The 23,257-nt window shown below is 45.7% G+C and carries 16 protein-coding genes and 1 pseudogene; 10 read left to right on the forward strand and 7 right to left on the reverse strand.

Annotated elements, in window-relative coordinates; genetic code table 11:
• The first annotated feature begins 330 nt into the window (after positions 1 to 330).
• Positions 331 to 2,133 (forward strand): translational GTPase TypA, encoded by a 1,803-nt coding sequence (gene typA / locus CIK90_RS13425; protein WP_094390170.1) that lies wholly within the window; start codon positions 331 to 333, stop codon positions 2,131 to 2,133.
• Between the two features lie 71 nt (positions 2,134 to 2,204).
• Here typA and CIK90_RS13430 read toward each other — a convergent pair whose 3' ends face one another.
• Together CIK90_RS13430 and mtnN are read right to left on the reverse strand one after the other, a co-directional pair.
• Positions 2,205 to 2,684: an S-ribosylhomocysteine lyase gene (locus tag CIK90_RS13430; RefSeq protein WP_094390171.1), complete on the reverse strand. Its 480-nt coding sequence runs from the start codon at positions 2,682 to 2,684 to the stop codon at positions 2,205 to 2,207.
• On the reverse strand, positions 2,677 to 3,327 hold the full coding sequence (mtnN, locus tag CIK90_RS13435) for a 5'-methylthioadenosine/S-adenosylhomocysteine nucleosidase (protein WP_094465869.1): 651 nt from the start codon (positions 3,325 to 3,327) through the stop codon (positions 2,677 to 2,679). The genes CIK90_RS13430 and mtnN overlap by 8 nt, the downstream gene beginning before the upstream one ends.
• Positions 3,328 to 3,416: 89 nt before the next feature.
• Here mtnN and CIK90_RS13440 point away from each other — a divergent pair, with 89 nt between their 5' ends.
• The 4 genes from CIK90_RS13440 to CIK90_RS13455 all read left to right on the forward strand — a co-directional run bounded on the left by CIK90_RS13440 (position 3,417) and on the right by CIK90_RS13455 (position 10,923).
• Positions 3,417 to 5,990 carry a YfhO family protein gene (locus CIK90_RS13440; RefSeq protein ID WP_094465889.1) on the forward strand — a complete coding sequence of 858 codons (2,574 nt, stop codon included), beginning with the start codon at positions 3,417 to 3,419 and terminating at the stop codon, positions 5,988 to 5,990.
• 39 nt (positions 5,991 to 6,029) lie between these two features.
• Positions 6,030 to 6,827, forward strand: a complete 798-nt coding sequence (locus CIK90_RS13445; protein ID WP_094465871.1) for a GSCFA domain-containing protein — start codon at positions 6,030 to 6,032, stop codon at positions 6,825 to 6,827.
• Positions 6,824 to 9,313: a bifunctional UDP-N-acetylmuramoyl-tripeptide:D-alanyl-D-alanine ligase/alanine racemase gene (locus CIK90_RS13450; protein ID WP_094465873.1), complete on the forward strand. Its 2,490-nt coding sequence runs from the start codon at positions 6,824 to 6,826 to the stop codon at positions 9,311 to 9,313. The genes CIK90_RS13445 and CIK90_RS13450 overlap by 4 nt, the downstream gene beginning before the upstream one ends.
• Positions 9,314 to 9,453: 140 nt before the next feature.
• The gene (locus tag CIK90_RS13455; RefSeq protein WP_094465875.1) at positions 9,454 to 10,923 is read left to right on the forward strand and encodes an MFS transporter; all 1,470 of its coding nucleotides are present in this window, start codon (positions 9,454 to 9,456) and stop codon (positions 10,921 to 10,923) included.
• Positions 10,924 to 11,189: 266 nt separating this feature from the next.
• On the opposite strand, the gene CIK90_RS13460 is transcribed toward CIK90_RS13455, so the two are convergent.
• From CIK90_RS13460 to clpB, 4 genes are all read right to left on the reverse strand, one after another.
• Positions 11,190 to 11,777 carry a DUF4230 domain-containing protein gene (locus CIK90_RS13460; RefSeq protein WP_173815127.1) on the reverse strand — a complete coding sequence of 196 codons (588 nt, stop codon included), beginning with the start codon at positions 11,775 to 11,777 and terminating at the stop codon, positions 11,190 to 11,192.
• A gap of 9 nt (positions 11,778 to 11,786) precedes the next feature.
• Positions 11,787 to 12,479 carry a DUF4230 domain-containing protein gene (locus CIK90_RS13465; RefSeq protein WP_094439436.1) on the reverse strand — a complete coding sequence of 231 codons (693 nt, stop codon included), beginning with the start codon at positions 12,477 to 12,479 and terminating at the stop codon, positions 11,787 to 11,789.
• An 8-nt stretch (positions 12,480 to 12,487) separates the two neighbouring features.
• A complete protein-coding gene (locus CIK90_RS13470; RefSeq protein WP_094436556.1) occupies positions 12,488 to 13,228 on the reverse strand; it encodes a nitroreductase family protein in 741 nt (246 codons plus the stop codon).
• Between the two features lie 188 nt (positions 13,229 to 13,416).
• On the reverse strand, positions 13,417 to 16,005 hold the full coding sequence (gene clpB, locus CIK90_RS13475) for an ATP-dependent chaperone ClpB (RefSeq protein ID WP_094465877.1): 2,589 nt from the start codon (positions 16,003 to 16,005) through the stop codon (positions 13,417 to 13,419).
• A 908-nt stretch (positions 16,006 to 16,913) separates the two neighbouring features.
• Here clpB and CIK90_RS13480 point away from each other — a divergent pair.
• From CIK90_RS13480 to dnaA, 5 genes and pseudogenes are all read left to right on the forward strand, one after another.
• Positions 16,914 to 17,369: pseudogene (locus CIK90_RS13480) on the forward strand (ribonucleoside-diphosphate reductase, adenosylcobalamin-dependent); the annotation flags it as partial.
• 16 nt (positions 17,370 to 17,385) lie between these two features.
• Positions 17,386 to 17,775, forward strand: coding sequence for a dihydroneopterin aldolase (folB, locus tag CIK90_RS13485; RefSeq protein WP_094446982.1), 390 nt, complete (start codon positions 17,386 to 17,388; stop codon positions 17,773 to 17,775).
• A gap of 52 nt (positions 17,776 to 17,827) precedes the next feature.
• A complete protein-coding gene (locus tag CIK90_RS14685) occupies positions 17,828 to 19,447 on the forward strand; it encodes an N-acetylmuramoyl-L-alanine amidase (RefSeq protein ID WP_144007294.1) in 1,620 nt (539 codons plus the stop codon).
• A gap of 15 nt (positions 19,448 to 19,462) precedes the next feature.
• Positions 19,463 to 20,365 (forward strand): MlaD family protein, encoded by a 903-nt coding sequence (locus CIK90_RS13495; RefSeq protein WP_094465879.1) that lies wholly within the window; start codon positions 19,463 to 19,465, stop codon positions 20,363 to 20,365.
• A 369-nt stretch (positions 20,366 to 20,734) separates the two neighbouring features.
• Positions 20,735 to 22,144 (forward strand): chromosomal replication initiator protein DnaA, encoded by a 1,410-nt coding sequence (gene dnaA, locus CIK90_RS13500; protein ID WP_094465881.1) that lies wholly within the window; start codon positions 20,735 to 20,737, stop codon positions 22,142 to 22,144.
• Positions 22,145 to 22,331: 187 nt separating this feature from the next.
• Here the strand turns inward: dnaA and nagB are convergent, their stop codons facing one another.
• Entirely contained in the window at positions 22,332 to 23,126 is a 795-nt protein-coding gene (gene nagB, locus CIK90_RS13505) for a glucosamine-6-phosphate deaminase (protein ID WP_094465883.1), read from the reverse strand.
• Positions 23,127 to 23,257: the final 131 nt, after the last annotated feature.

Below are 23,257 nucleotides of genomic sequence, written 5' to 3' on the forward strand. Positions count from 1 at the left end.
CACACCATATACTTTTGAATCTCTGCATATTAGAACAAAAGGTGGTCGATGGTCACAAAATGATGACGTCGCGTGCGCGTGTGCGTGCGCTTACACACGCGAGATATATAAGAGGAGAATATCGATAAAAGAAACAGAAAAGAATAGGCAGCATTGAGAAGTTTTAACGTCAAACAACCACATATTGATAGAACTTTGAACGCTATAAGACGGAGGTAGGCGCTGCACGACGAAGGTACTCTCGTTCGGAAAAGCGAAAGAAAATTTCCGTTTTCTTTTGCTTTTCACTCACTTATTCGTACCTTTGCAGTCGATTTTAAAATTAAGAGAATGCAGGATATCCGTAACATTGCGATTATCGCACACGTGGACCACGGCAAAACTACGCTCGTGGACAAGATGATGCTGGCAGGAAACTTATTCCGTGAGGGACAAGACCTGAGTAGCCAAGTATTGGACTCCAATGACTTGGAACGCGAAAGAGGCATCACAATCCTTTCCAAAAACGTAAGTATTAACTGGAAAGGTACAAAAATCAACATCATAGACACTCCAGGACACTCCGACTTCGGAGGCGAAGTGGAACGCGTACTCAACATGGCAGACGGTTGTCTGCTGCTGGTCGATGCGTTTGAAGGACCTATGCCACAGACTCGCTTCGTGCTGCAAAAGGCATTGGAAATCGGTCTGAAACCTATCGTGGTGGTGAACAAAGTAGATAAACCCAACTGCCGACCAGAGGAAGTATATGAAATGGTGTTCGACTTGATGTTCTCTCTCGATGCTACAGAAGACCAACTCGACTTCCCTGTAGTATATGGTTCAGCTAAAAACGGATGGATGGGCGAAGACTATAACAAGCCTACCACCGATATCACTTATCTGCTCGACAAGATTGTTGAGGTGATTCCAGCACCAAAACAGATTGAGGGCACTCCACAGATGCTTATTACAAGTTTGGACTACAGCAGCTATACCGGACGTATCGCTGTGGGACGTGTACACCGTGGACATCTGAAAGACGGACAACAAGTGACCATCTGCCACCGCGATGGTTCGCAGGAGAAAACAAAGATAAAAGAGTTGCACGTGTTCAATGGAATGGGCCACCAGCGCACAGAACGAGTAGATTGCGGCGACATCTGTGCCGTAATCGGATTGGAGAAATTTGAAATCGGTGATACCATCTGCGATGCAGAAAATCCCGAAGCACTGCCTCCTATCGCTATCGACGAACCTACCATGTCGATGCTCTTCACTATCAACGACTCACCATTCTTCGGTAAAGAGGGTAAGTTTGTGACTTCAAGACATATCAGCGAGCGACTGAACAAGGAACTGGAGAAGAACCTTGCGCTGCGCGTAAGGCAAGTGGAAGACGCTAACGACCGCTGGATAGTAAGCGGACGTGGTGTGCTGCACCTCTCGGTACTCATTGAGACCATGCGTCGTGAGGGCTATGAACTGCAGGTGGGACAGCCTCAGGTAATCTATAAAGAGATTGACGGAGTGAAATGCGAACCTATCGAAGAACTCACCATCAATGTGCCTGAGGAATTTGCCTCTAAGATGATTGACATGGTGACACGACGCAAAGGCGACATGACCTCGATGATCAATCTCGGAGAACGTGTGGATATCGAATTTAATATCCCTTCACGAGGCATTATCGGACTGCGTACCAATGTATTGACAGCATCGCAAGGTGAGGCTATCATGGCACACCGCTTCAAAGAATATCAACCTTACAAGGGCGATATAGAGCGCCGTTCCAACGGTTCGATGATTGCCATGGAAACTGGAACTGCTTTCGCCTACTCTATCGACAAGTTGCAAGACCGTGGTAAGTTCTTCATCGATCCAGGCGAAGATGTATATTACGGTGAGGTAGTCGGTGAACATGTTCACGACAACGACCTTGTGGTGAATGTGACAAAAGCCAAACAGCTGACCAACGTACGTGCTTCAGGTTCGGACGATAAGGCTCGCATCATACCGAAGACAGTGATGTCGCTCGAAGAGTGCTTGGAGTATATCAAGGAAGACGAACTCGTAGAGGTTACTCCTAAGTCAATGCGTATGCGTAAAATTATCCTCGACCACGACCAGCGCAAAAAGGCTAATAAGTCGTAACCGAGGATATATGAATCGGATATATCCCACATCGGCAAACAGACCGATGGAGGATAAATAATAAGTCTGGGTTATTCCGGATAGTGGAGGTTCTCATCAGTAGCATGATCGAGAACCTCTTCTACATATCGGCGGGCTTCAAGACGTGCCATGGGAAGGTCGTGGAGCAACCAGTTGCCGCAATCGCGAGGTGCAGCACCGGGTATCTCGCCTTCATAATCTGCAACGAAACGGAAGGTGCGGCGCATGAGATCGAGGATGTCACGACTCTCGTAATCACCACGAATCAAAAGGTAATTACCAGTCAGACAGCCCATCGGTCCCCAATAGATGATGCGATCTTTCCATTCAGCATCGTTGCGCAGATAGGTAGCAGCAAGATGTTCGATAGTATGGATGGCACCGTTGTGGAGCACGGGTTCACGGTTGGGTTCCTTCATACGGATATCAAAAGTGGTAACGGTCTCACCACCTACTTGGTCTTTGCGACTCACATAGATGCCACGGAGCAAACGCTCATGGTCTATCGTAAAACTGGGTATCTTATTCATATAGCGATTCTACAAATTTCTTGGTTACTTGAAAAGAGTTTTCGGCAATGGTATTCCAAAAGTCATGATACATGGAAGCATCGGTATCGCGAAGAGGAATATCACTCACCACACGAAACGAGATGAAGGGTACTCCATACTTATAGCACGTTTGGGCAATGGCTGCCGACTCCATATCAACGGCTTTGGCTTCGGGGAAATGGCTGATGATGTCACGCATCTTGTCTTTGGAATCAACAAACCAATCGCCAGTGACAATCAATCCGGGATGGACAGAAAAGCCTTCACACTTCACTCGACAGGCTTTCGCCAATAATTGTCCATCGGCTTTATAACGGGAAGGCATTCCCTGCACCTGACCATAAACAGTGGTTTGATCGATTGAAGTACCGCAATACACATCATGGTAACTCACTTCTGCACCTACCACAACATCCTGAACATGGATATCATCGCCGTTGCCACCAGCACATCCACTCGACACAATGACATCGGGATGGTGCCTGCGAATCATTTCGGCAGCACCTAAAGCTGCATTGACCTTACCAATGCCACACTTCTCAACAACCACGTTGTCATCGGTGAAGAGGTGTTGTAATTGTTGCAATTCTTTGTCCATTGCAACGATAATTCCTATTTTCATGTTTTGTTTCTATTGATTTATGCATGCAAAGTTACGAAAATTTGTGTAAAATGGTTATCTTTGCACTCAGAAACAAAAACAAAACGGTTATGAAAAGTTTGAAACAGTGGCTACCAGACATCTTGGTAGTGATTTTGTTTGCGGCAATATCGTTTGCCTATTTCTTCCCTGCAGATATTGAAGGACGTATCCTATACCGGCACGACTCATCGGCAGGACGTGGCGCCGGACAGGAAGCATCAGAGTATTATCAACGTACAGGAGAACGCACAAGATGGACCAATTCGCTCTTCGGAGGTATGCCTACCTATCAGACGTCGCCATCATATCATAGTACCGACACCATTGCACAAGTGGGCAATGCCTACCATCTATGGCTGCCGGAAAACGTATGGTATGTGTTTGCCTATCTATTGGGATTTTATATCCTGTTGAGAGCATTCGATTTCAGATGGTATCTTGCTACACTGGGCGCTGTTGTATGGGCATTCTCCAGCTACTTCTTTATCATCATTGCCGCTGGACACATTTGGAAAGTCATTGCACTGGCTTATCTACCACCGATGATTGCCGGTGTAGTATTGGCTTATAGGCGAAAATATATGCTGGGACTCCTGGTCACTGCACTATTCTCTGCACTGGAGGTATTGGCAAATCATGTGCAGATGACCTACTATTTCCTGTTTGTTGTAGTAGCAATGGCTATTGCCTTCATCATAGAAGGTGCGATGAAGAAAGACTGGAAACATCTGGCTAAAGCTACTGGTGTATGTATAGCGGGTGCTACAATCGGTATTTGCATCAACATGTCGAACCTCTACCATACATGGCAGTATGGCAAGGAGACGATGCGTGGACAAAGCGAACTGGTGAAGAAGAATACCGCTAACCAAACATCAAGCGGACTGGATCGTGACTATATCACACAATGGAGCTACGGAATAGACGAGACTTGGACCCTGTTGGTGCCCAATACTAAAGGTGGTGCCAGCGTGAGCATTGCCTCTGATCCCACTGCCATGAAAAAAGCAGATGCAGAGGTGAGCGACTTCTTCCAGAATACATTCAACATGAATATCTATGGCAGTTTCTCGGAATACTGGGGTACACAGCCTATGACTGCAGGACCTGTATATGTCGGTGCCTTTGTATTGATGCTGTTTATCCTCGGACTGTTTATCGTCAAAGGCCCCATGAAGTGGGCATTACTGGCAGTCACTATTCTTTCTATCCTCCTATCATGGGGTAGAAACTTCATGCCGTTTACCGATTTCTTCCTCGATTATGTGCCGATGTATGCTAAGTTCCGAACGGTGGCATCTATTCTTGTCATTGCTGAATTTACCATTCCACTGCTTGCCATGTTGGCACTGAAAAAAATAGTGGATGAACCCGAAATACTGAAAACACAGAAGAAGTGGTTCTATCTTTCATTCGGACTTACCGGTGGACTGGCACTATTGTTTGCGATACTGCCAGACGTATTCTTTGACTTCAATTCCATACACGATGCAGATGCCATCAATGGACTCAACGCTCAATTGACAAATGTGTTGGGCAACTATCCCGATATGCTTGCCAACTATCAGCAGAATATATATCCGCGCATCTTGCCAAGTCTGGCCGCTATGCACAAAGCCGTATTCACTGCCGACTGCATTCGATCATTTGTAATCATTGCTATCGGTACTGCACTACTGCTTCTATTCAGCATGAAGAAAATACGCAAGGAATGGCTCGTGGGAGCATTGGTTGTGCTCTGTCTGGTGGATATGTGGCAAGTGAACAAACGATACCTCAACGATGAAATGTTTGTTTCAAAGACGGTACGTGAAGAACCTGTACAGAAGTCGGCTGCCATTGACCATATCCTACAGGACAAGACACTCGACTTCCGTGTGCTCAATCTGGCAGGCGACACCTTCAACGAAAACGAGACAAGTTTCTACCTGAAGAGTATCGGTGGATACCATGCTGCTAAGTTGCGCCGTTATCAGGAGCTCATTGACGAACATATCAAAAAGGAGATTCAAGGTCTCGCAACAGCTTTCAACAAGGCACAGGGTGATATGACCAAAGTAAATGGCGACTCGATTTATCCAGTGCTCAACATGCTCAACACCAAATATTTCATTCTGCCACTGCAAGCCAACCAAACGGTACCGATAGAAAACCCATACCGCTATGGCAATGCTTGGTTTGTGGACCAAGTGGATTATGTGGAGAATGCCAATGCCGAGATTGACGCACTCGATAAGATTGACCTGCGTCATCATGCAGTTGCTGACAGCAAGTTCAAGGATATATTGGGCAACAGCACACAGCAAGATGCTGTTAGCCTTGTCACACTCAAGAACTATCAACCCAACGAACTGACCTACGAAGTGCAGTCGGGCAAAGGCGGAGTGGTGGTATTCTCTGAAATATACTATCCAGGATGGACTGCCACAGTAGATGGCGAGCAACAAGAGCTGGGACGTGTCAACTATGTGCTCCGTGCCTTGAACGTGAAGCCCGGACACCATCAGGTGGTGCTCACCTTTAAACCGAAGAGCATCACACATACTGAAACCATCGCCTATATTGCTATGGGCATCATGCTCTTGCTGATTGTGGTATTGATTGCTGAATATATTCGTCGCCAGCGACAAGCCAAGTCATAGAAACTAAGAACGTATTCATAAAATAATAGAAACTGATATATGGATTTCAGAACACCTGTCACTATCACGGAACCATCATTCCGCATAGAGCCCTTAGAACAGATACTGTTTGTAGGCTCTTGCTTTGCCGACAATATCGGTCAGCGGTTTGTGGAAAATAAGTTTCGTGCGACGGTCAATCCCTATGGTGTGATGTATAATCCAGTATCCATTCTCCATACGGTGATGCGAACCAGCGATACTTTCCCCGTGGCTTTCTTCACACTCGGCACCAACCATGTGTATCGGTTGAAGGAAACTGGCGAAATTGTAGATAACTGCGAGAAACGCCCACACCACCTCTTTCAAGAGGAAACATTGACGGTCAGTCAGTGTGCCGACTATCTGCGACAAGCCATAGCACTATTGCAAAGTCGCAGTGCCGATGTGGAAGTGGTGCTAACAGTCAGTCCTATCCGCTATAGGAAATACGGTTACCATGGCAGCCAACTGTCGAAAGCCACCCTATTACTGGCAGCCGACGAAGTGGCGAAAATGCCAAATGTGCACTATTTCCCTGCCTACGAGATTGTCAACGATGAGTTGCGCGACTACCGTTTCTATGCCGCAGACATGCTCCATCCCTCTGAGCAAGCAGTGGATTATATTTGGGAACGGCTCTGTGAAATATATCTCAGTGATCGTGCCCGACAGTTTCTAAGCGAATGGCAACCTGTGAAACAGGCACTAGGACATAAGCCTTTTGCGCCAGAATCAGAAGCTTATCGCACTTTTATGAATAAAACTATGTTAAAAGTAGAAGAACTAAGAAAAAAATATGGTAATTTTGCGTTATGATTTACTCTATTGAAAAGATTACCACGCTTATTGGCGCGCGTCGTATCGGTAATACCGATGCTCAGATAGGATGGTTGCTTACCGACAGCCGTTCGTTGTGTTTCCCCGAAGAATCGCTGTTCTTTGCACTGCAATCACAGCGCAACGACGGACATCGCTATATCAAAGACCTCTACCGACGAGGTGTTCGCAACTTTGTTGTGGAAAAGTTGCAAGTGGAAGGTGAAGACCTTACAACATATACCGATGCAAATATTCTGATTGTACCCTCTACTCTTTCTGCCTTGCAGCGCTTGGCAGAACGCCATCGTGATGAGTTTAATATCCCCATTGTGGGCATCACCGGTTCGAACGGAAAGACCATGGTCAAGGAATGGCTGTACCAACTGCTTTCCCCACAAATGACAGTAACACGCTCACCACGCAGCTATAATTCGCAGATTGGCGTGCCCCTGTCGGTATGGTTGCTGTCGGAACAAACAGACATTGGTGTGTTTGAGGCAGGCATCAGCCAACCAGGAGAGATGGAAAGTCTGCGCGATATCATCCAGCCCACCATTGGCATCTTGACATCCCTTGGTGATGCACATCAGGAGAATTTCCGCTCGATGGATGAGAAATGTACAGAGAAACTCCATCTGTTCCACGGAGCAAAGGTGATTTTCTATAATAGCGACGACAACACCGTGAGCCGTTGTATACGCCGTTCCGGCTATGACGGTGAGAAAATAGGATGGAGCCGTGAGAACGAATCGGCACCTTTCTATGTGACAAGCGTTAAGCCTTCTAACGAAAAACCCGGTTTGACAGAAGTGGCTTATATATATAAAGGAGAACGCGGAATATATCATCTGCCATTTATCGATGAAGCATCGGTGGAATGTTCCATAGCCTGTGCTGCAGCAGCACGCTATCTCGGTGTGACAAACGAAGACCTTGACTTGCGTATGCAGGCAATCGAACCAGTAGCAATGCGCCTTGAAGTGAAGGAAGGTCGCCATGGCTGTACCCTCATCAACGATTCCTACAACTCAGATGTGAACTCGCTTGATATCGCACTCGACTTCATGAACCGGCGTCCAGACCATCAGGGCCGTAAGCGCACACTCATACTGAGCGACATACAACAGAGTGGAAAAAGTGATTTCGAGCTGTATAACGAAGTCAACAACCTCTGTCAGCAACGCGGTGTGGCACGCTTTATCGGCATTGGTCCGATGCTTATGAAATGTGCCGATTGTATCACCATTGCTGATAAGGCTTTCTTTACCGATGCCAATCAGTTTGTACAGAGTGAAACATTCCATTCGTTACACGATGAAGTGATACTGCTGAAAGGCGCACGAGCCTTTGGTTTCGACCAATTGACCGAACTGCTGGAACAGAAAGTTCATGAGACCATACTCGAAGTGAATCTCAATGCGGTAGTTGAAAACTTGAACTACTATCGTTCGTTCCTCAAACCTGAGACAAAACTGGTATGTATGGTAAAAGCCGATGCCTACGGCGCAGGAGCTGTAGAAGTGGCAAAAACCCTACAAGACCATTGCGTGGATTATCTTGCTGTGGCAGTTGCCGATGAGGGTGTTACCCTACGTCGCAACGGAATCACACAGAATATCATCATCATGAACCCCGAAATGACTGCATTCAAGACCATGTTTGACTATGATCTTGAGCCTGAAGTATATTCATTCCGCTTGATGGATGCACTTATCCATGCCGCAGAAAAAGAAGGTATTACCGGCTGGCCTGTACATATCAAGCTCGATACAGGTATGCATCGACTTGGATTCGATCCTGAAAAAGATATCGATGAGTTGATAGCCCGACTGAAACAACAGAGTGCCATCATCCCCCGTTCGGTGTTCTCGCATTTCGTAGGTAGCGACAGCGATGACTTTGATGCTTTCTCAGCAGAGCAGTTCCGTAAATTTGATGCAGGAAGCAGTAAGTTGCAAGCAGCCTTCTCGCACAAGATACTGCGTCATATAGACAACTCTGCAGGTATCGAACACTTTCCAGAACGCCAACTCGACATGTGCCGACTGGGACTTGGACTCTACGGCATCGATCCTCGCGACAATAGAATACTACATACCGTCAGCACACTGAAGACCACCATACTACAAATGCACCATGTGCCGAAGGACGAAACCGTAGGCTACAGCCGCCGTGGTATATTGGAGCGTGACTCCATCATAGCCGCTATCCCCATCGGTTATGCCGACGGACTGAATCGACACTTAGGTCGTGGCGCCTGCTATTGTTTGGTGAATGGACAGAAAGCACCTTATGTTGGTAATATCTGCATGGACGTAGCTATGATTGATGTGACTGATATTGACTGTAAGGAAGGCGACAGCGTAGAGATATTCGGCGAACATTTGCCGGTAACAGTACTGAGCGATGTGCTCGACACCATACCTTATGAAGTACTGACTGGTGTGAGCAATCGCGTAAAGAAAGTCTATTTCCAAGACTAACATACAACACAATCGGGTGTGTGGACAATCTTCTAAACGTTATCGTTTACGTGAAAAAGGTCCACACACTCGTTTTTTTTTCATTTTTTATTAGTAACTTTGCATCCAAACTACGCTAAAACATCAATAAAAACAATAATATGAGTTCTGTACAGACCACAAAAATGACCAATTACCGTTGGGTAATTTGCTCGATGTTGTTCTTTGCAACAACCATCAACTACATGGACCGACAAGTGCTTTCCTTGACTTGGAAGGACTTTATCGCTCCTGAATTTCATTGGACCGACGACGATTATGGTACGATTACGGCAGTATTCTCCATCCTGTATGCCGTATTCTGTCTGTTTGCCGGTAAGTTTATCGACTGGATGGGCACTAAGAAAGGATACCTTTGGTCTATCTTCGTATGGTCGCTGGGTGCATGTCTCCATGCAGTATGCGGTTGGATAACGATGAAGTATGAAGGTCTTGACTCGGTAGAAGCACTTCGTGCCGTACAAGCTGGATCTGCCACAGCCTTGTCGATAGCCACCATCAGCGTATATCTCTTCCTGTTCTGCCGTTCGGTATTGGCGATGGGTGAATCAGGAAACTTCCCTGCCGCTATTAAGGTAACAGCCGAGTATTTCCCGAAAAAAGACCGTGCATTTTCCACATCTATCTTTAATGCCGGTGCATCAGTAGGTGCTCTTGTCGCCCCGCTGTCTATTCCCCCATTGGCAGAGTGGTTCGGTTGGGAGATGGCATTCATCATCATCGGTGTGCTCGGTTTTGTATGGATGGGCTTCTGGGTAGTATTCTATGAGAAACCCAACAAGAGCAACCATGTGAATGTTGCAGAGCTCACTTATATCAATCAGGATGCCGAAACCGATGCAGATCCTAAGGATGCAGACGACGAAGGTCCACAGATCAGCTTCCTCAACTGCTTCACTTATCGTCAGACATGGTCATTCATCGTGGGTAAATTCATGACCGACGGTGTATGGTGGTTCTTCCTGTTCTGGGCTCCTGCCTATTTCTCTGACCAGTTTGGCTACAAATCATCGTCAGGTATGGGCCAGTTGCTCATCTTCACCCTCTATTTCATAGTAACCGTATTGTCCATCTTTGGTGGATATCTGCCCAAATACTTTGTTGAGAAGAAGGGTATGGGAGCCTATGCAGGTCGCATGCGTGCTATGTTGCTCTTCACATTCTTCCCGATGACTGCTCTGCTTGCTCAGCCTCTGGCAGCATGGGAGGCTTCTCCTATCGACCCCGCATGGTGGCCCGCCATCATCATTGGCCTTGCAGGTGCAGGTCATCAGGCATGGTCAGCCAACCTGTTCTCAACCATTGGCGACATGTTCCCGAAATCTACTATTGCCACTATTACCGGTATCGGTGCTATGGCTGGAGGACTGGGGTCGATGCTTATCAACAAATGTTCGGGTAAGCTCTTTACCTTTGCAGAACAGCAGGGTGCAGACTTCACCTTCTTCGGTTTTGAAGGCAAACCTGCAGGCTACATGATTGTTTTCTGCATCTGTGCCATAGCTTACATCATTGGTTGGACTATTATGAAGGTGCTCGTTCCAAAATACAAGCCCATCGTGGTTGAATAATCACAAAGTCTGATTGTTTGAATAAGACCAAAAAAGAAAAGATATTATCATCATTCCATTTCGGTTGCCAAGACCGATTGGTACAATAATCATCTGAGAAAAGGGAAGAGCATAGCTCTTCCCTTTTCACTTATCTATCTTCAATCGGTCATTATATTACATGCATGACCGCGGATTAAACACACCTATAATGACCTATTTGTTTTTTATAGACCATAAAAACAGATTATCGCCAATAGGGTCATAAGGCTATTGGAACTGTCTGATTAATTATCTTCATACTTAACCACGACCTTGTCAAAGCCCATGGTTTGAAGCAAATGTCGGAACTGTGTGCGCCCGTTGTCACGTGCGGTATTCATATTCTGAGCGGTCAGACAGCGACGACGCATCATGTCGCAAGCCTTAAGATAGAGTGCTTCGCGGTCGGCATTACTCCATTTCCCACTCTCATAAAAAGAACGTGTACGCGCTTCGTCTATGAAATTTTTATCGAGCAACTGCACAGGAGGTAACGTACAGACAATAGTATCGCCACGCATGGTGACCCATCCTTCCTGTACCCGACTCATATCAACCCCCAGGCGAAGTGTGCCATAATAGATTCGTGTCAACTGATCGTCGGAGAAGAAGCCTTTGCGAATAGTATCTACCAATTCTTCGTCGCTAACGGCAAGAAACTCCCATTGACCTATTGCCTCTATGGAGCGCACCTGTGTAGGCGATAGTTCCACTTGCTGTTGTGGTTCTACAGCCACCTCGTTATCCTTGTTCATCCAGAACACCCATCCTCCAAAAGCCAGAAAGGCTAATAGGATAAGACAGATGCCGATTCGTTTTATTGTTCGTATCATAATTCATCACTATTGTTGTTCGACGTCAGAGGACACCACTTTCAACTGTGGTTTGTCGACATTGAAATCTTTTCTAAAAGTCACCGTAACATGCTGTTCGGCAAAGCCCATATCCTTCAGCATCGGTATTAGGATATTGGCAGCACTAAGTCGCGCCGTTTCTATAAGTCCCAGCTGGGGAATATCCTTGATGATGGCATCGCGTCCTTGCTGTTCGAGTTGCGCCAGTTCTTTATCAGAGTAGTTGCTGCGAGCCAATGACACATGTTCTTTCATGTGTTCGTGATCTATACGGCTGCTGGTCATCACCATCTGCGGGTCTGGCAAGATTATCTCTATTCTGTCGCCATGTCGCACCACATTCTCTTTGCTGAAAGATCCAAAGTCAATGTAAGCCTTAACAGTAGCATCGATGGGGATTGCAACTTTTCGTTCAGAACCAGGTACATGAACGTCAAACTTATGACTGAAGATAGATCCCTGCAAGCGCATCTGATCGTCTTGCGTCACTATTTTACGCACCTGAGCCTCTGCAGTATAGAGTCTGCTACATTTCTGTATCTGCATGACCATCACTCCGAGTGTATCGTTGGCAACCTGTTGCGGCTTGTTATGAGATCCGCGACAGGTTGTCATGGCCAGAATGACGAGGCCCAATATAAGCATCAGAAAGGCAGATGCAGTCTTTACTTGTTTTTTCATGAGCTATTTTATTCCATGAAACCCTGTTTGCGGAGCACTTCCATGAGTCCGGCAGACATCGCCTCATTATCTTTCTTCGTATAGCGAATATCGGTAAATATTTGCGCCAAAGTCTCTTTATTGTTGATTTTGCAGAAGTTTTGGTTTTCTTCCAAACTCTCTTTCAATTGATAATATCTGTTGATGTCATCAGCCGTATAGTCGTGGTAGATCTCCCGATGGACAAAGCTATCCAAGGGCAGTCGGTCAGTCTGCTGTGGTTTTTCGGCAGGCCATCCAACGGTCAGAGTTGCCAAAGGTACTACTTGTTGCGGCAGATTGAGTGTATCGATAATTATCTGTGGCATATAGACGGTAGTTCCTAAGTAGCAGTAACCGAGTCCCTCTTCGTCCATAAGATTGCAGAGAGTCTGCGTATAGAGTAGTGCATCGATGGCTCCATTGACAAACGACAGGAAATTATTGTACCCAGGAACGGCTTTTCGCTGACGTGCCCAGACAGATGTGCGATGGAAATCGGCACAGATGGTGAGTACTACCGGCGCCTCAGTCACCATGGGTTGATTGAAATGTGCAGGTGCGAGTTTTCGTTTCATTTCGTCAGAACGAGTCACCACAACACTATAGAGTTGTAGATTTCCCATGGTTTGTGTTCGTGCCGCCTCATTCATCAAGCGGTCGAGCAAGGCTTCTTCAACTGGTTTATCACTATATTTGCGTATTGATGTACGGGTCAAAAGATTCTTCATATTGCATTATACATTATTAATATTATGGGAACAAAGGTACGAATAAGTGAGCGGAATACAAAAAGAAATACGCAAATTTCTTTTTTGTTCCCGAACGAGAGTACTCTACAAACATAAAAAAACGATACCGTCTGTATGTATTACAGGCGATACCGTAACAGAATGATTGATGATATACTGTCCGTTGATCAGTTGCGGAACTGCAATCCTGCACCGTTGGCGTCGATTGTGATTGGCTGTTCGCGACTGACTTCCTCGGCCAATATCCTTTTCGACAGGTCGTTGAGCACCAGTCGTTGGATGGCACGCTTTACAGGTCGAGCACCAAATTCGGGGTCGTATCCCTGATCGGCAAGATAGTTGATAGCTGCATCGGTAACGCGGAGCGTAAAGCCCTGTGGTTCGAGCATCTTCTTGACCGCATTCATCTGGAGCCGAACCACGTTTGCTATTTCCGCTTTGGTAAGCGGCAAGAACATGATGGTCTCGTCGATACGGTTGAGGAACTCCGGTCTGATGGTCTTTTTCAACATATCCATCACCTGCATCTTCGTATTGGCGATGATGCTTTCTCGGTTGGTGGCGTTGAGTTTCTCAAACTCCTGCTGGATAAACTGGCTACCCAGATTTGACGTCATGATGATGATGGTGTTCTTAAAGTTTACCGTACGTCCTTTGTTGTCAGTAAGGCGACCGTCATCGAGCACCTGCAACAGGATGTTGAACACATCTGGGTGGGCCTTCTCTATCTCATCGAAGAGCACCACAGAATATGGTTTGCGACGCACGGCCTCTGTCAGTTGTCCGCCCTCATCATAGCCAACATATCCCGGCGGCGCACCAATCAAGCGCGAAACGCTGAATTTCTCTTGATATTCGCTCATATCAATACGCGTCATCATGGTTTCATCGTTGAACAGATAGTCTGCCAACGCTTTGGCGAGTTCGGTTTTACCAACACCGGTAGTACCGAGGAAGATAAACGATGCTATTGGCCGTTTAGGGTCTTGCAGACCAGCACGACTGCGGCGCACGGCATCACTCACAGCTTGAATGGCCTCATCCTGACCGATAACCCGATGATGGAGTTCTTCCTCCAGATGGAGCAGTTTCTCACGTTCGCTCTGCATCATACGAGTTACAGGAATGCCGGTCCAACGACTTACCACCTCTGCAATATCGTCGGCGGTCACTTCTTCGCGCACCATAGCTTCTCCGCCTTGTGTGCTCTTGAGTTGTTCCTGAATGTGCTTGATATCATCTTCGAGCATTTTGAGTTTGCTGTATCTGATTTCTGCCACACGTTCGTAGTTACCCTCACGTTCAGCACGTTCAGCCTCCAGTTTGAGGTTTTCTATCTGCTGTTTGTCCTCTTGTATCTTGTTGACCAACGCTTTTTCTCCCTCCCATTTTGCACGATATTGTTTTTCTTGATCGCGCAACTCGGCAATATCCTTGTCGAGTTGTTGTAGTTTGGGCTGATCGTTTTCGCGTTTGATGGCTTCACGTTCAATCTCCAGTTGTTTGAGGCGTCGAGTGATTTCATCGAGTTCTTCAGGTACAGAGTCGCGCTCCATACGTAGTTTGGCTGCAGCCTCATCCATCAAGTCGATGGCTTTATCAGGCAGGAAGCGGTCACTAATGTATCGTTCGGAGAGTTTCACGGCGGCAATACAGGCATCGTCTTGAATACGCACCTTATGGTGGTTTTCATAGCGTTCTTTTAGTCCACGCAGGATAGAAATGGCGCTGAGCTCATCTGGTTCATCTACCATGACGGTTTGGAAACGGCGTTCCAATGCCTTATCCTTCTCGAAATACTTCTGATACTCATTGAGCGTAGTAGCACCAATGGCACGCAGTTCGCCACGAGCCAATGCTGGTTTAAGGATGTTTGCTGCATCCATAGCGCCTTCGCCTCCACCTGCTCCCACGAGGGTATGTATTTCATCGATGAAAAGGATGATGCGTCCTTCGCTCTTGGTCACTTCGTTGATGACGCTTTTGAGTCGTTCTTCAAACTCACCTTTATATTTCGCACCAGCCACCAGCGCACCCATATCGAGTGAGTAGAGCTGTTTGTCTTTCAGATTCTCAGGTACATCTCCACGTACTATACGCTGAGCCAATCCCTCTACGATAGCGGTCTTACCAGTACCAGGTTCACCTATTAATATAGGGTTGTTCTTGGTACGGCGCGATAGAATCTGCAACACGCGACGTATTTCCTCATCACGTCCAATGACAGGATCGAGTTTGCCTGAGCGTGCTTGCTCTACCAGATTTTTGGCGTATTTATCAAGACTTTGGAAATTCTCGTCACCACTCTGACTCTGCACCTTCTGTCCTTGGCGTAGCTCTTGAATCGCAGCCCGCATGTCTTTCTCGTTGCAACCCGCATCGCGAAGAATACGGCTGGCAGTACTATTCACGGTCAACAGCCCCAACAAGATAGGTTCTACGCTAACAAATTCGTCGTCCATCTGCTTGGCAGTATCCATGGCTTTGGTGAGCACGCTATTAGCATCGTTAGACAAATAGGGCTGTCCGCCTTGTACTTTGGGCAGATGCTGAATCTCCTGATCTACGAGCATAGCTACTTGATTGGCATTGACTCCCAACTTCTGAAAGATGAAAGTCGATACGTCTTTGGCTTTCGTCAGAATACCTTTGAGCACATGGATTGGTTCAATGGTCTGCTGCCCATTCATCTGAGCAGTATTGACGGCCTCTTGCACCACCTCTTGTGCTTTGATTGTAAACTTGTCAAATGTCATATTCTTGTCCTCCTAATTATTTTTGTTTCTGTTGTTACTTGTTCACTTATCTATTATTCAACACTTGTGCCGAACTGTATTTTGCGCCATTTAGGCAGATATTTATGCCATTTTGTCTGTATTTTAAACGCTTATACGACTTCCCGATGGTTGTTATTGCGTAACATCCTCGCATAGGCAACAATTACACTCTTCTCCCTCCCCCCTCCCTTCGTCTTCCCATTCCCTCTGCAAAAAATGGGACTTACTTGGGACTTACATGGGAGGAACTTGGGACTTACCGCCTCTGTTTCTTTTAGCACCTTCATCCCGAACACATCCCGAATGCATCCCGAACACATCGAGAAGGCATCGAGAAGTCAGGAACTCCAATAGTTTCATTATAAACTTAGCGTAGATTTACCGCTTATATAAATTTGAACTTTCAGAATCTATCGAACAGCAAATGTAAATTTTCCGCAACCCATAATAAGTTTGTATTTGGACTTTAGGTCTATATAAATGCCTTATGAGGCTAAGCGTCCAAGCTACTTACGCTCGGTAATAAAAGAAAAAACGAGTTTTTTCTTTGTATTACGCTCGCTTATTCTTACCTCTGACGCTAAGCGTCCAAGGCACTTGCACTCGGTAATAAAAGAAAAAACGAGTTTTTTCTTTGTATTACGCTCGCTTATTCGTACCTTTGCAAAATGAGTATGCAAACAGAAAAGATAAACGAACAAACACCAGCCAAGACAGACGAAGTGCTGAATGTGGCAGGTAAATTGGCCGATATCAGTACGTCTATCGGACATATCATAAACGCTGACTCTATGAGCCAGATACTACACACATGTCTCAACGCACTAGAACCGGAACAGGCAAACTTCATGTTCCAACTGATTTCACACGTAGTCAACAAGGCGGCGAGACCAGAAGTGACAGAGGTCAGGCCTAAGGAACTGGAATGTGACGTGGTGCGCTTTCAAAACAATAAAGACAAATGGGTGGCACTCGTAGGACTGCTCGACGGATACCCTTACGAGATTTTTACTGGTCTGCAAGACGACGACGAAGGCATTATGTTGCCTAAATCGGTCACACACGGAAAAATCGTAAAACAGGTAAACGAAGATGGAACAAAGCGTTATGACTTCCAGTTCGTCAACAAACGAGGATACAAAACAACCGTTGAAGGACTATCTGAGAAGTTCAACCCAGAATACTGGAACTACGCAAAACTGATTTCTGGTGTGCTGCGCTACCGCATGCCCATCGCACATGTGGTAAAACTGGTAGGGTCGCTCCAGCTCCAAAACGAAAGCATCAATACATGGAAGATCGGCGTGGAACGTGCACTCAAGAAATACGTCAACGATGGAACCTTCACAGAAAAGGAGAATGAAGACACCATTTGATACGAGCATCATCATCAACAAAGCTCGCTTCCATGCCTACCACGGCGTCATGCCGCAGGAACAGACCGTCGGAAACGATTATGAGGTTAGCATCCAGATAGGATACGACTTCACTCATGCCATGCAAACTGATGATCTGAGCCATACCATCAGTTATGCAGACGTCTATCAAACAATAAGTCAGGAGATGCAGACTCCATCAAAGCTGATTGAACATCTGGCGGGAAGAATCTGCAAAAAACTCTTCGACACATACCCCAACATTACAAAAATCGACCTCAACATCATCAAGAAAAACCCACCGATGGGAGCTGATTGCGAGGGAGCCGGAGTAAGGGTAATTATGACAAATGAGCAAAAAACTATGCTTTAGCAGTTGGTTTTTGACTGAAAATGCGTACTTTTGCAAACGGTAAACAATTAATATGTGTAAAAAGAATACCTTATACCTATTATTATTAATGGTGGCGACGGCCTTACAGGCAGCCGCCAAAGATAGATTCACCCTTGTCATCGACCCAGGTCACGGCGGTCACGACGCTGGTGCAGTAGGCTCTTTTTCTAAGGAAAAAAACACCAACCTCAATGTTGCACTCGCCTTCGGAAAATACGTAGAAAACAACTGCCCAGACGTAAGAGTCATCTATACTCGCAAAACAGATATTTTCATACCGTTGCACACACGTGCTGACATAGCCAACAGAAACAAAGCAGACCTCTTTATCTCCATACACACCAACTCACTACCCGGTGGACGCATAGCACGAGGACTTGAAACCTATACCCTCGGTATGCATAGAGCCAACGACAACTTAGAGGTAGCTAAACGAGAAAACTCAGTTATTCTCGTGGAAAAAGACTATAAGCAACGCTATCAGGGATTCGACCCACGGTCAAGCGAGAGCTATATAATGTTTGAACTCATACAAGACAAAAACATGGAGAAAAGCGTCGAACTGGCCCGAGCAGTACAACGCCACACATGCGCATCAGCCAACAGACCCAACAAAGGCGTTAAGCAAGCCGGATTTCTTGTACTCCGCGAAACATCGATGCCCAGTTGTCTGATCGAGTTAGGCTTCATCTCTACTGCAGACGAAGAGCGCTTTCTGAACTCTAAAGACGGTATTGACAAACTCGGTTTCGGCATCTATCAAGCATTTCTCGACTTTAAAAAAAAATCAGACGCGGCAACACAACCTTCATACCAAATACAGGAACCGGAAAAGGTAAACGTGCCGACAATAGCCACGCCAAGCCAAAAACAACAAGCGCCAAAGACCAAAAACGACAAAACGGACAACAAACCGCTGGCAAACAACATACCGCAGGCAAAGCCAAAAACAGACAACAAGACGCAAAAAAATCAGGTATTGCAGGAACTGGCCAACGCCAGAGCAGGAAGAACAACCGTTGACGACAACAATAAAAAGCCATCAACCGATGTGGATTCTATCCTCATGGCAGATCCAACTCGCAATAACCAGACAGGGAAAGACAGTTCTCAACAAGGAGAACCAATAATGCCGGCTTCAAAACCAACACCAAAGGCGGAAGTAAAACCAGTAGAAAAACCCGTTCATAAGACAGAAGTACGTCACGACAAAACCGTTGTTACACCAACCCCAAAGGCGGAACAAAATGCCGAAACTGCGGCAAAACCAGTACAAAAGACTGAAGCAGAAACCGTAAAAACTGCGACAAAACCAACAGTAAAGACGGTTGAGAAACCAGCAAATACCGTTTTCACACCTCAACAGACAAGCGGACAACCCATATTCAAGGTACAGATACTTGCCAGTTCAGCTCGTCAGAATCCAAACAGCCCCATGCTGAAAGATTTGGAAAACGTAGATTATTACGAAGAAAACGGCATGTTCAAATATACCGTAGGCGCATCAACCGACTATCAGGAGATTTACCAACTCCGCAAGTCATTATCAGAACGCTTCCCCGAAGCATTCATCATCGCCTTCAAAGACGGACGTAGGGCCAATGTGCAACAAGCAATACAAGAATACAGAAGAAACAAAAACAAGAAATAAAGAAAAAACTTAAATATGAAATTTTTCACAAAAGAAGTCAAAATCGCACTAACTGCCATCTTCGGCATACTCGTGCTTTTCTATGGATTGCAGTTTCTTAAAGGACTCAACATATTCTCAAACACCAACACCTACTATCTCGTGTTCAACGATGTAAGTGGACTGTCGGCTTCATCGCCTGTCTATGCCAACGGATATAAAGTAGGTGTCGTGGAACGCATAGACTATAACTACAACGACCCCAACAATATCGTGGCTGTTGTAGGACTTGATAAAGCCATGCGCATACCAGTCGGATCACGTGCCGAACTGGCAAGTGATCTGCTCGGCAATATCAAAATCAACCTGATTCTGTCGGGCAACCCCACACAACTCATGACTGCCGGCGACTCTATCAAAGGCGGAATGGAACTGGGACTCATGAACCAAGTGGGACAAATGATGCCGACCGTAGAACGTATGCTCCCAAAACTCGACTCCATCATGGCAAGCCTCAACATCCTATTGGCAGACCCTGCACTACGCAACACCCTGCACAACGTGGAAGGAATGACCGACAATCTCAATAAAACAAGCGTAGAACTCAAATCACTATCTGCCAGTCTGAACAGAGATGTCCCATCGGTTATGAAAAAAGCAGATGGAGTTCTCACCAATACAGAGCAACTCACAGCAAACCTCAGCGCCGTGGATATTGCCACTATGACGGCAAAAGTCAACCAAACGCTGGATAACGTAGAGCAAATGACCAACAGGCTCAACAGCAAAGAGGGCACACTCGGACTGCTCATGAGCGATCCACAACTCTACTACAGACTCAGTTCAACTGCTGCAAGTGCAGATTCTCTACTCATCGACTTGAAAGTACATCCTAAGCGTTACGTACACTTCTCTGTGTTCGGAAAGAAGGATAAATAAGAGAGATGCTTGTTTTTAATTAGTCTAAATAACAACCATCAGAAGCACATGACCTAAAAAGACAGGTCTTATGCTCGTTATCAGACGATTTCGTGACCATCTGAGAGATAGCAGAACAGACCTGCAATAGGTCTTGAGTCACGGCGTTAATAGACTATTATATAAGGAGTTACATTATTACAATAGTGTTTCACGACTACAGAAATAAGCCATATCCCGTAAATACCACAGGAATAGGCAGTTAGAGGAATATATATATAACAAACAAAAAATAAAGATTTGGTTAATTGAAAAAAAAGTGCGAACTTTGTATCCGCTTAACGAAAAGCAACCGTATCTTTTAACTATAAATACAAAAGAAATTCCATAATGGACAAAGCTCCTAGACTGCTTTGGAACGACTGCCTCTCGCTAATAAGAGATAACGTTTCTGAGCAACAGTACAAAACATGGTTTGAACCTATTGTCTTCGACTCTTACGACGAAGACAACAGGACACTTGTCGTGCAAATACCAAGCCGCTACGTCTATGAAGTATTGGAGCAGTATTATGTGGAATTGCTAAGCAAAGTACTGCATCGCTGTTTCGGCACTAATATTGCGCTGAAATATCGTGTTGTGGTTGACAAAGCACACGGTCTTACCGTTGACGAAGAAGGTAGCGAATCTGTTGCTATCGACAAGCCAAAGGTTTCAACACGTGCCAACCAATCCCCCACCACCCTCGATGCAGCAACCCCACAGGATTTAAATCCACAACTGGATCCCCATAAGAACTTCCAGCGATACATCGAAGGCGATAGCAACAAGTTACCACGCACCATCGGTCTCTCCATTGCCGAGCACCCCGGACGCACCACTTTCAATCCATTCTTTATCTACGGTCCGTCAGGTAGCGGTAAAACACACCTTATAAATGCTATTGGTGTGCGCTGCAAAGAGATTTATCCACAGAAACGAGTACTCTACGTATCTGCCAGATTATTCCAAGTGCAATATACCGATGCGGTACGTCATAACGCGGTCAACGACTTCATTCATTTCTATCAAACCATCGATGTGCTCATCGTTGACGACATTCAGGAATGGGCTGCAGCCACCAAGACCCTCGACACATTCTTCCACGTATTCGATCATCTGTTCCGTTGTGGAAAGCAGATTATATTGGCTGCCGACCGTCCACCAGTTGATTTGGTAGGTGTGAAGGATCGCTTGCTGACTCGCTTCTCATGTGGTATGATAGCCGAATTGCATAAACCCAACGTGCAATTGTGCATTGACATCCTCAATACCAAATGTCGCCGTGACGGTCTAAAATTCCCTGCCGACGTCATTCAGTTTATTGCCGAAACCGCCAATAGTTCTGTACGTGAATTGGAAGGAGTGGTCAACTCATTGATGGCATACTCTATTGTATATAATAGCGATATTGACATGCGCCTCGCTGAACGTGTCATCAAACGTGCCGTGAAGGTGGACAACCGTCCCCTGACCATCGACGATATCATCGAAAAGGTATGCGCACACTATAATGTCACCCAACCCAACGTAATGAGCCGTTCTCGCAAACGCGAATTTGTAATTGCCCGACAACTCTCCATGTACTTCGCACAGAAATACACCAAGATGCCTGCATCGAGAATTGGACAGTTGGTAGGTGGTCGCGACCACTCAACAGTCATTCACAGCTGCAATACGATAGACCAGCGCATGAAAGTTGATAAGGCATTTGTAGAAGAAGTGACCAGCATCGAAAACTCTTTCAAACTGAAACAATAGCACATCAACTCCAATCGTACACATTCCAATTCCTATATTGATTGGGGATGTACCATACAAACAAGAGGATAAAATACAAGCAGGATTATCATTTTCGATAATCCTGCTTGCGTTTATCTGTCCGTTTGTCTTCAGACGACGAAAGTCTGACAGCTATTCGCCTTTGACATTCATCGCAATTGTCTGATTACAACAGATTGTCTTTCTCTATATCCTTGAAATACTTGTAGGTGGCAACTTTCAGTTCGTCAGCAGCTGGTTCATCAGCCACGATAATACCATGTTGATGCATCTGAAGGGCAGAAATAGTCCACTCCTGAGTAACAGCACCCTCTACAGCCGCCTTCATGGCACGAGCCTTATGGTGGCCGTTGACGAGAATCATCACTTCGCGAGCATCCATCACAGTACCAACACCTACAGTAAGCGCCAACTTGGGCACCTTGTTTACATCATTGTCAAAGAAACGAGAGTTGGCAATAATCGTATCGGTTGTTAATGTCTTGACACGAGTGCGAGATGTCAACGAAGAATAAGGTTCGTTGAAAGCAATATGACCATCAGGACCTATACCCCCAATAAAAAGATCTATACCACCTGCTTCGGCTATCATCTGCTCATAACGAGCACACTCTTCTGCAAGATTTTCTGCATTACCATTAAGAATATGGATATTCTCTTTCGGACAATCAATATGGTCAAAAAGATTACGAGCCATAAACGAATGGTAGCTTTCAGGATGACTTTCAGGCAATCCTACATACTCATCCATATTAAATGTCAGCACATTCTTAAACGACAAACGGCCTTCCTTGTTGGCTTTTACCAGACAAGCATACATTCCCTCTGGTGAAGAACCAGTTGGCAAACCGAGTACAAAAGGATGTTCTTTGGTAGGTTTGGCAGCATTAATACGCTCAATAACGTGTTCTGCAGCCCATTGCGACAATTTCTGATAATCAGATTCAATAATAACTCTCATATTTAAAATGTATTTGGTGTTAACTTTTGTAACGCAAAGGTAGTATAAATTCATGAAAAATATACATGCTAAAGGCTATTTTTTTCAAAAGAACCCTATAAATCGGAATTTTATGTTTATCTTTGCACATT

The organism is Prevotella sp. P5-126 (assembly GCF_002251185.1).
GTDB lineage: Bacteria > Bacteroidota > Bacteroidia > Bacteroidales > Bacteroidaceae > Prevotella.

What these genes read in the sequence shown, in the direction of transcription:
- CIK90_RS13430 (WP_094390171.1), bottom strand. Translation starts at nt 2,684, where the DNA reads ATGAATAAGATACCCAGTTTTACGATAGACCATGAGCGTTTGCTCCGT.
- CIK90_RS13495 (WP_094465879.1), top strand. Translation starts at nt 19,463, where the DNA reads ATGAAATTTTTCACAAAAGAAGTCAAAATCGCACTAACTGCCATCTTC.
- CIK90_RS13445 (WP_094465871.1), top strand. Translation starts at nt 6,030, where the DNA reads ATGGATTTCAGAACACCTGTCACTATCACGGAACCATCATTCCGCATA.
- typA (WP_094390170.1), top strand. Translation starts at nt 331, where the DNA reads ATGCAGGATATCCGTAACATTGCGATTATCGCACACGTGGACCACGGC.
- folB (WP_094446982.1), top strand. Translation starts at nt 17,386, where the DNA reads ATGAAGACACCATTTGATACGAGCATCATCATCAACAAAGCTCGCTTC.
- mtnN (WP_094465869.1), bottom strand. Translation starts at nt 3,327, where the DNA reads ATGAAAATAGGAATTATCGTTGCAATGGACAAAGAATTGCAACAATTA.
- CIK90_RS13460 (WP_173815127.1), bottom strand. Translation starts at nt 11,777, where the DNA reads ATGATACGAACAATAAAACGAATCGGCATCTGTCTTATCCTATTAGCC.
- nagB (WP_094465883.1), bottom strand. Translation starts at nt 23,126, where the DNA reads ATGAGAGTTATTATTGAATCTGATTATCAGAAATTGTCGCAATGGGCT.
- CIK90_RS14685 (WP_144007294.1), top strand. Translation starts at nt 17,828, where the DNA reads ATGTGTAAAAAGAATACCTTATACCTATTATTATTAATGGTGGCGACG.
- CIK90_RS13470 (WP_094436556.1), bottom strand. Translation starts at nt 13,228, where the DNA reads ATGAAGAATCTTTTGACCCGTACATCAATACGCAAATATAGTGATAAA.
- CIK90_RS13455 (WP_094465875.1), top strand. Translation starts at nt 9,454, where the DNA reads ATGAGTTCTGTACAGACCACAAAAATGACCAATTACCGTTGGGTAATT.
- clpB (WP_094465877.1), bottom strand. Translation starts at nt 16,005, where the DNA reads ATGACATTTGACAAGTTTACAATCAAAGCACAAGAGGTGGTGCAAGAG.
- CIK90_RS13465 (WP_094439436.1), bottom strand. Translation starts at nt 12,479, where the DNA reads ATGAAAAAACAAGTAAAGACTGCATCTGCCTTTCTGATGCTTATATTG.
- dnaA (WP_094465881.1), top strand. Translation starts at nt 20,735, where the DNA reads ATGGACAAAGCTCCTAGACTGCTTTGGAACGACTGCCTCTCGCTAATA.
- CIK90_RS13450 (WP_094465873.1), top strand. Translation starts at nt 6,824, where the DNA reads ATGATTTACTCTATTGAAAAGATTACCACGCTTATTGGCGCGCGTCGT.
- CIK90_RS13440 (WP_094465889.1), top strand. Translation starts at nt 3,417, where the DNA reads ATGAAAAGTTTGAAACAGTGGCTACCAGACATCTTGGTAGTGATTTTG.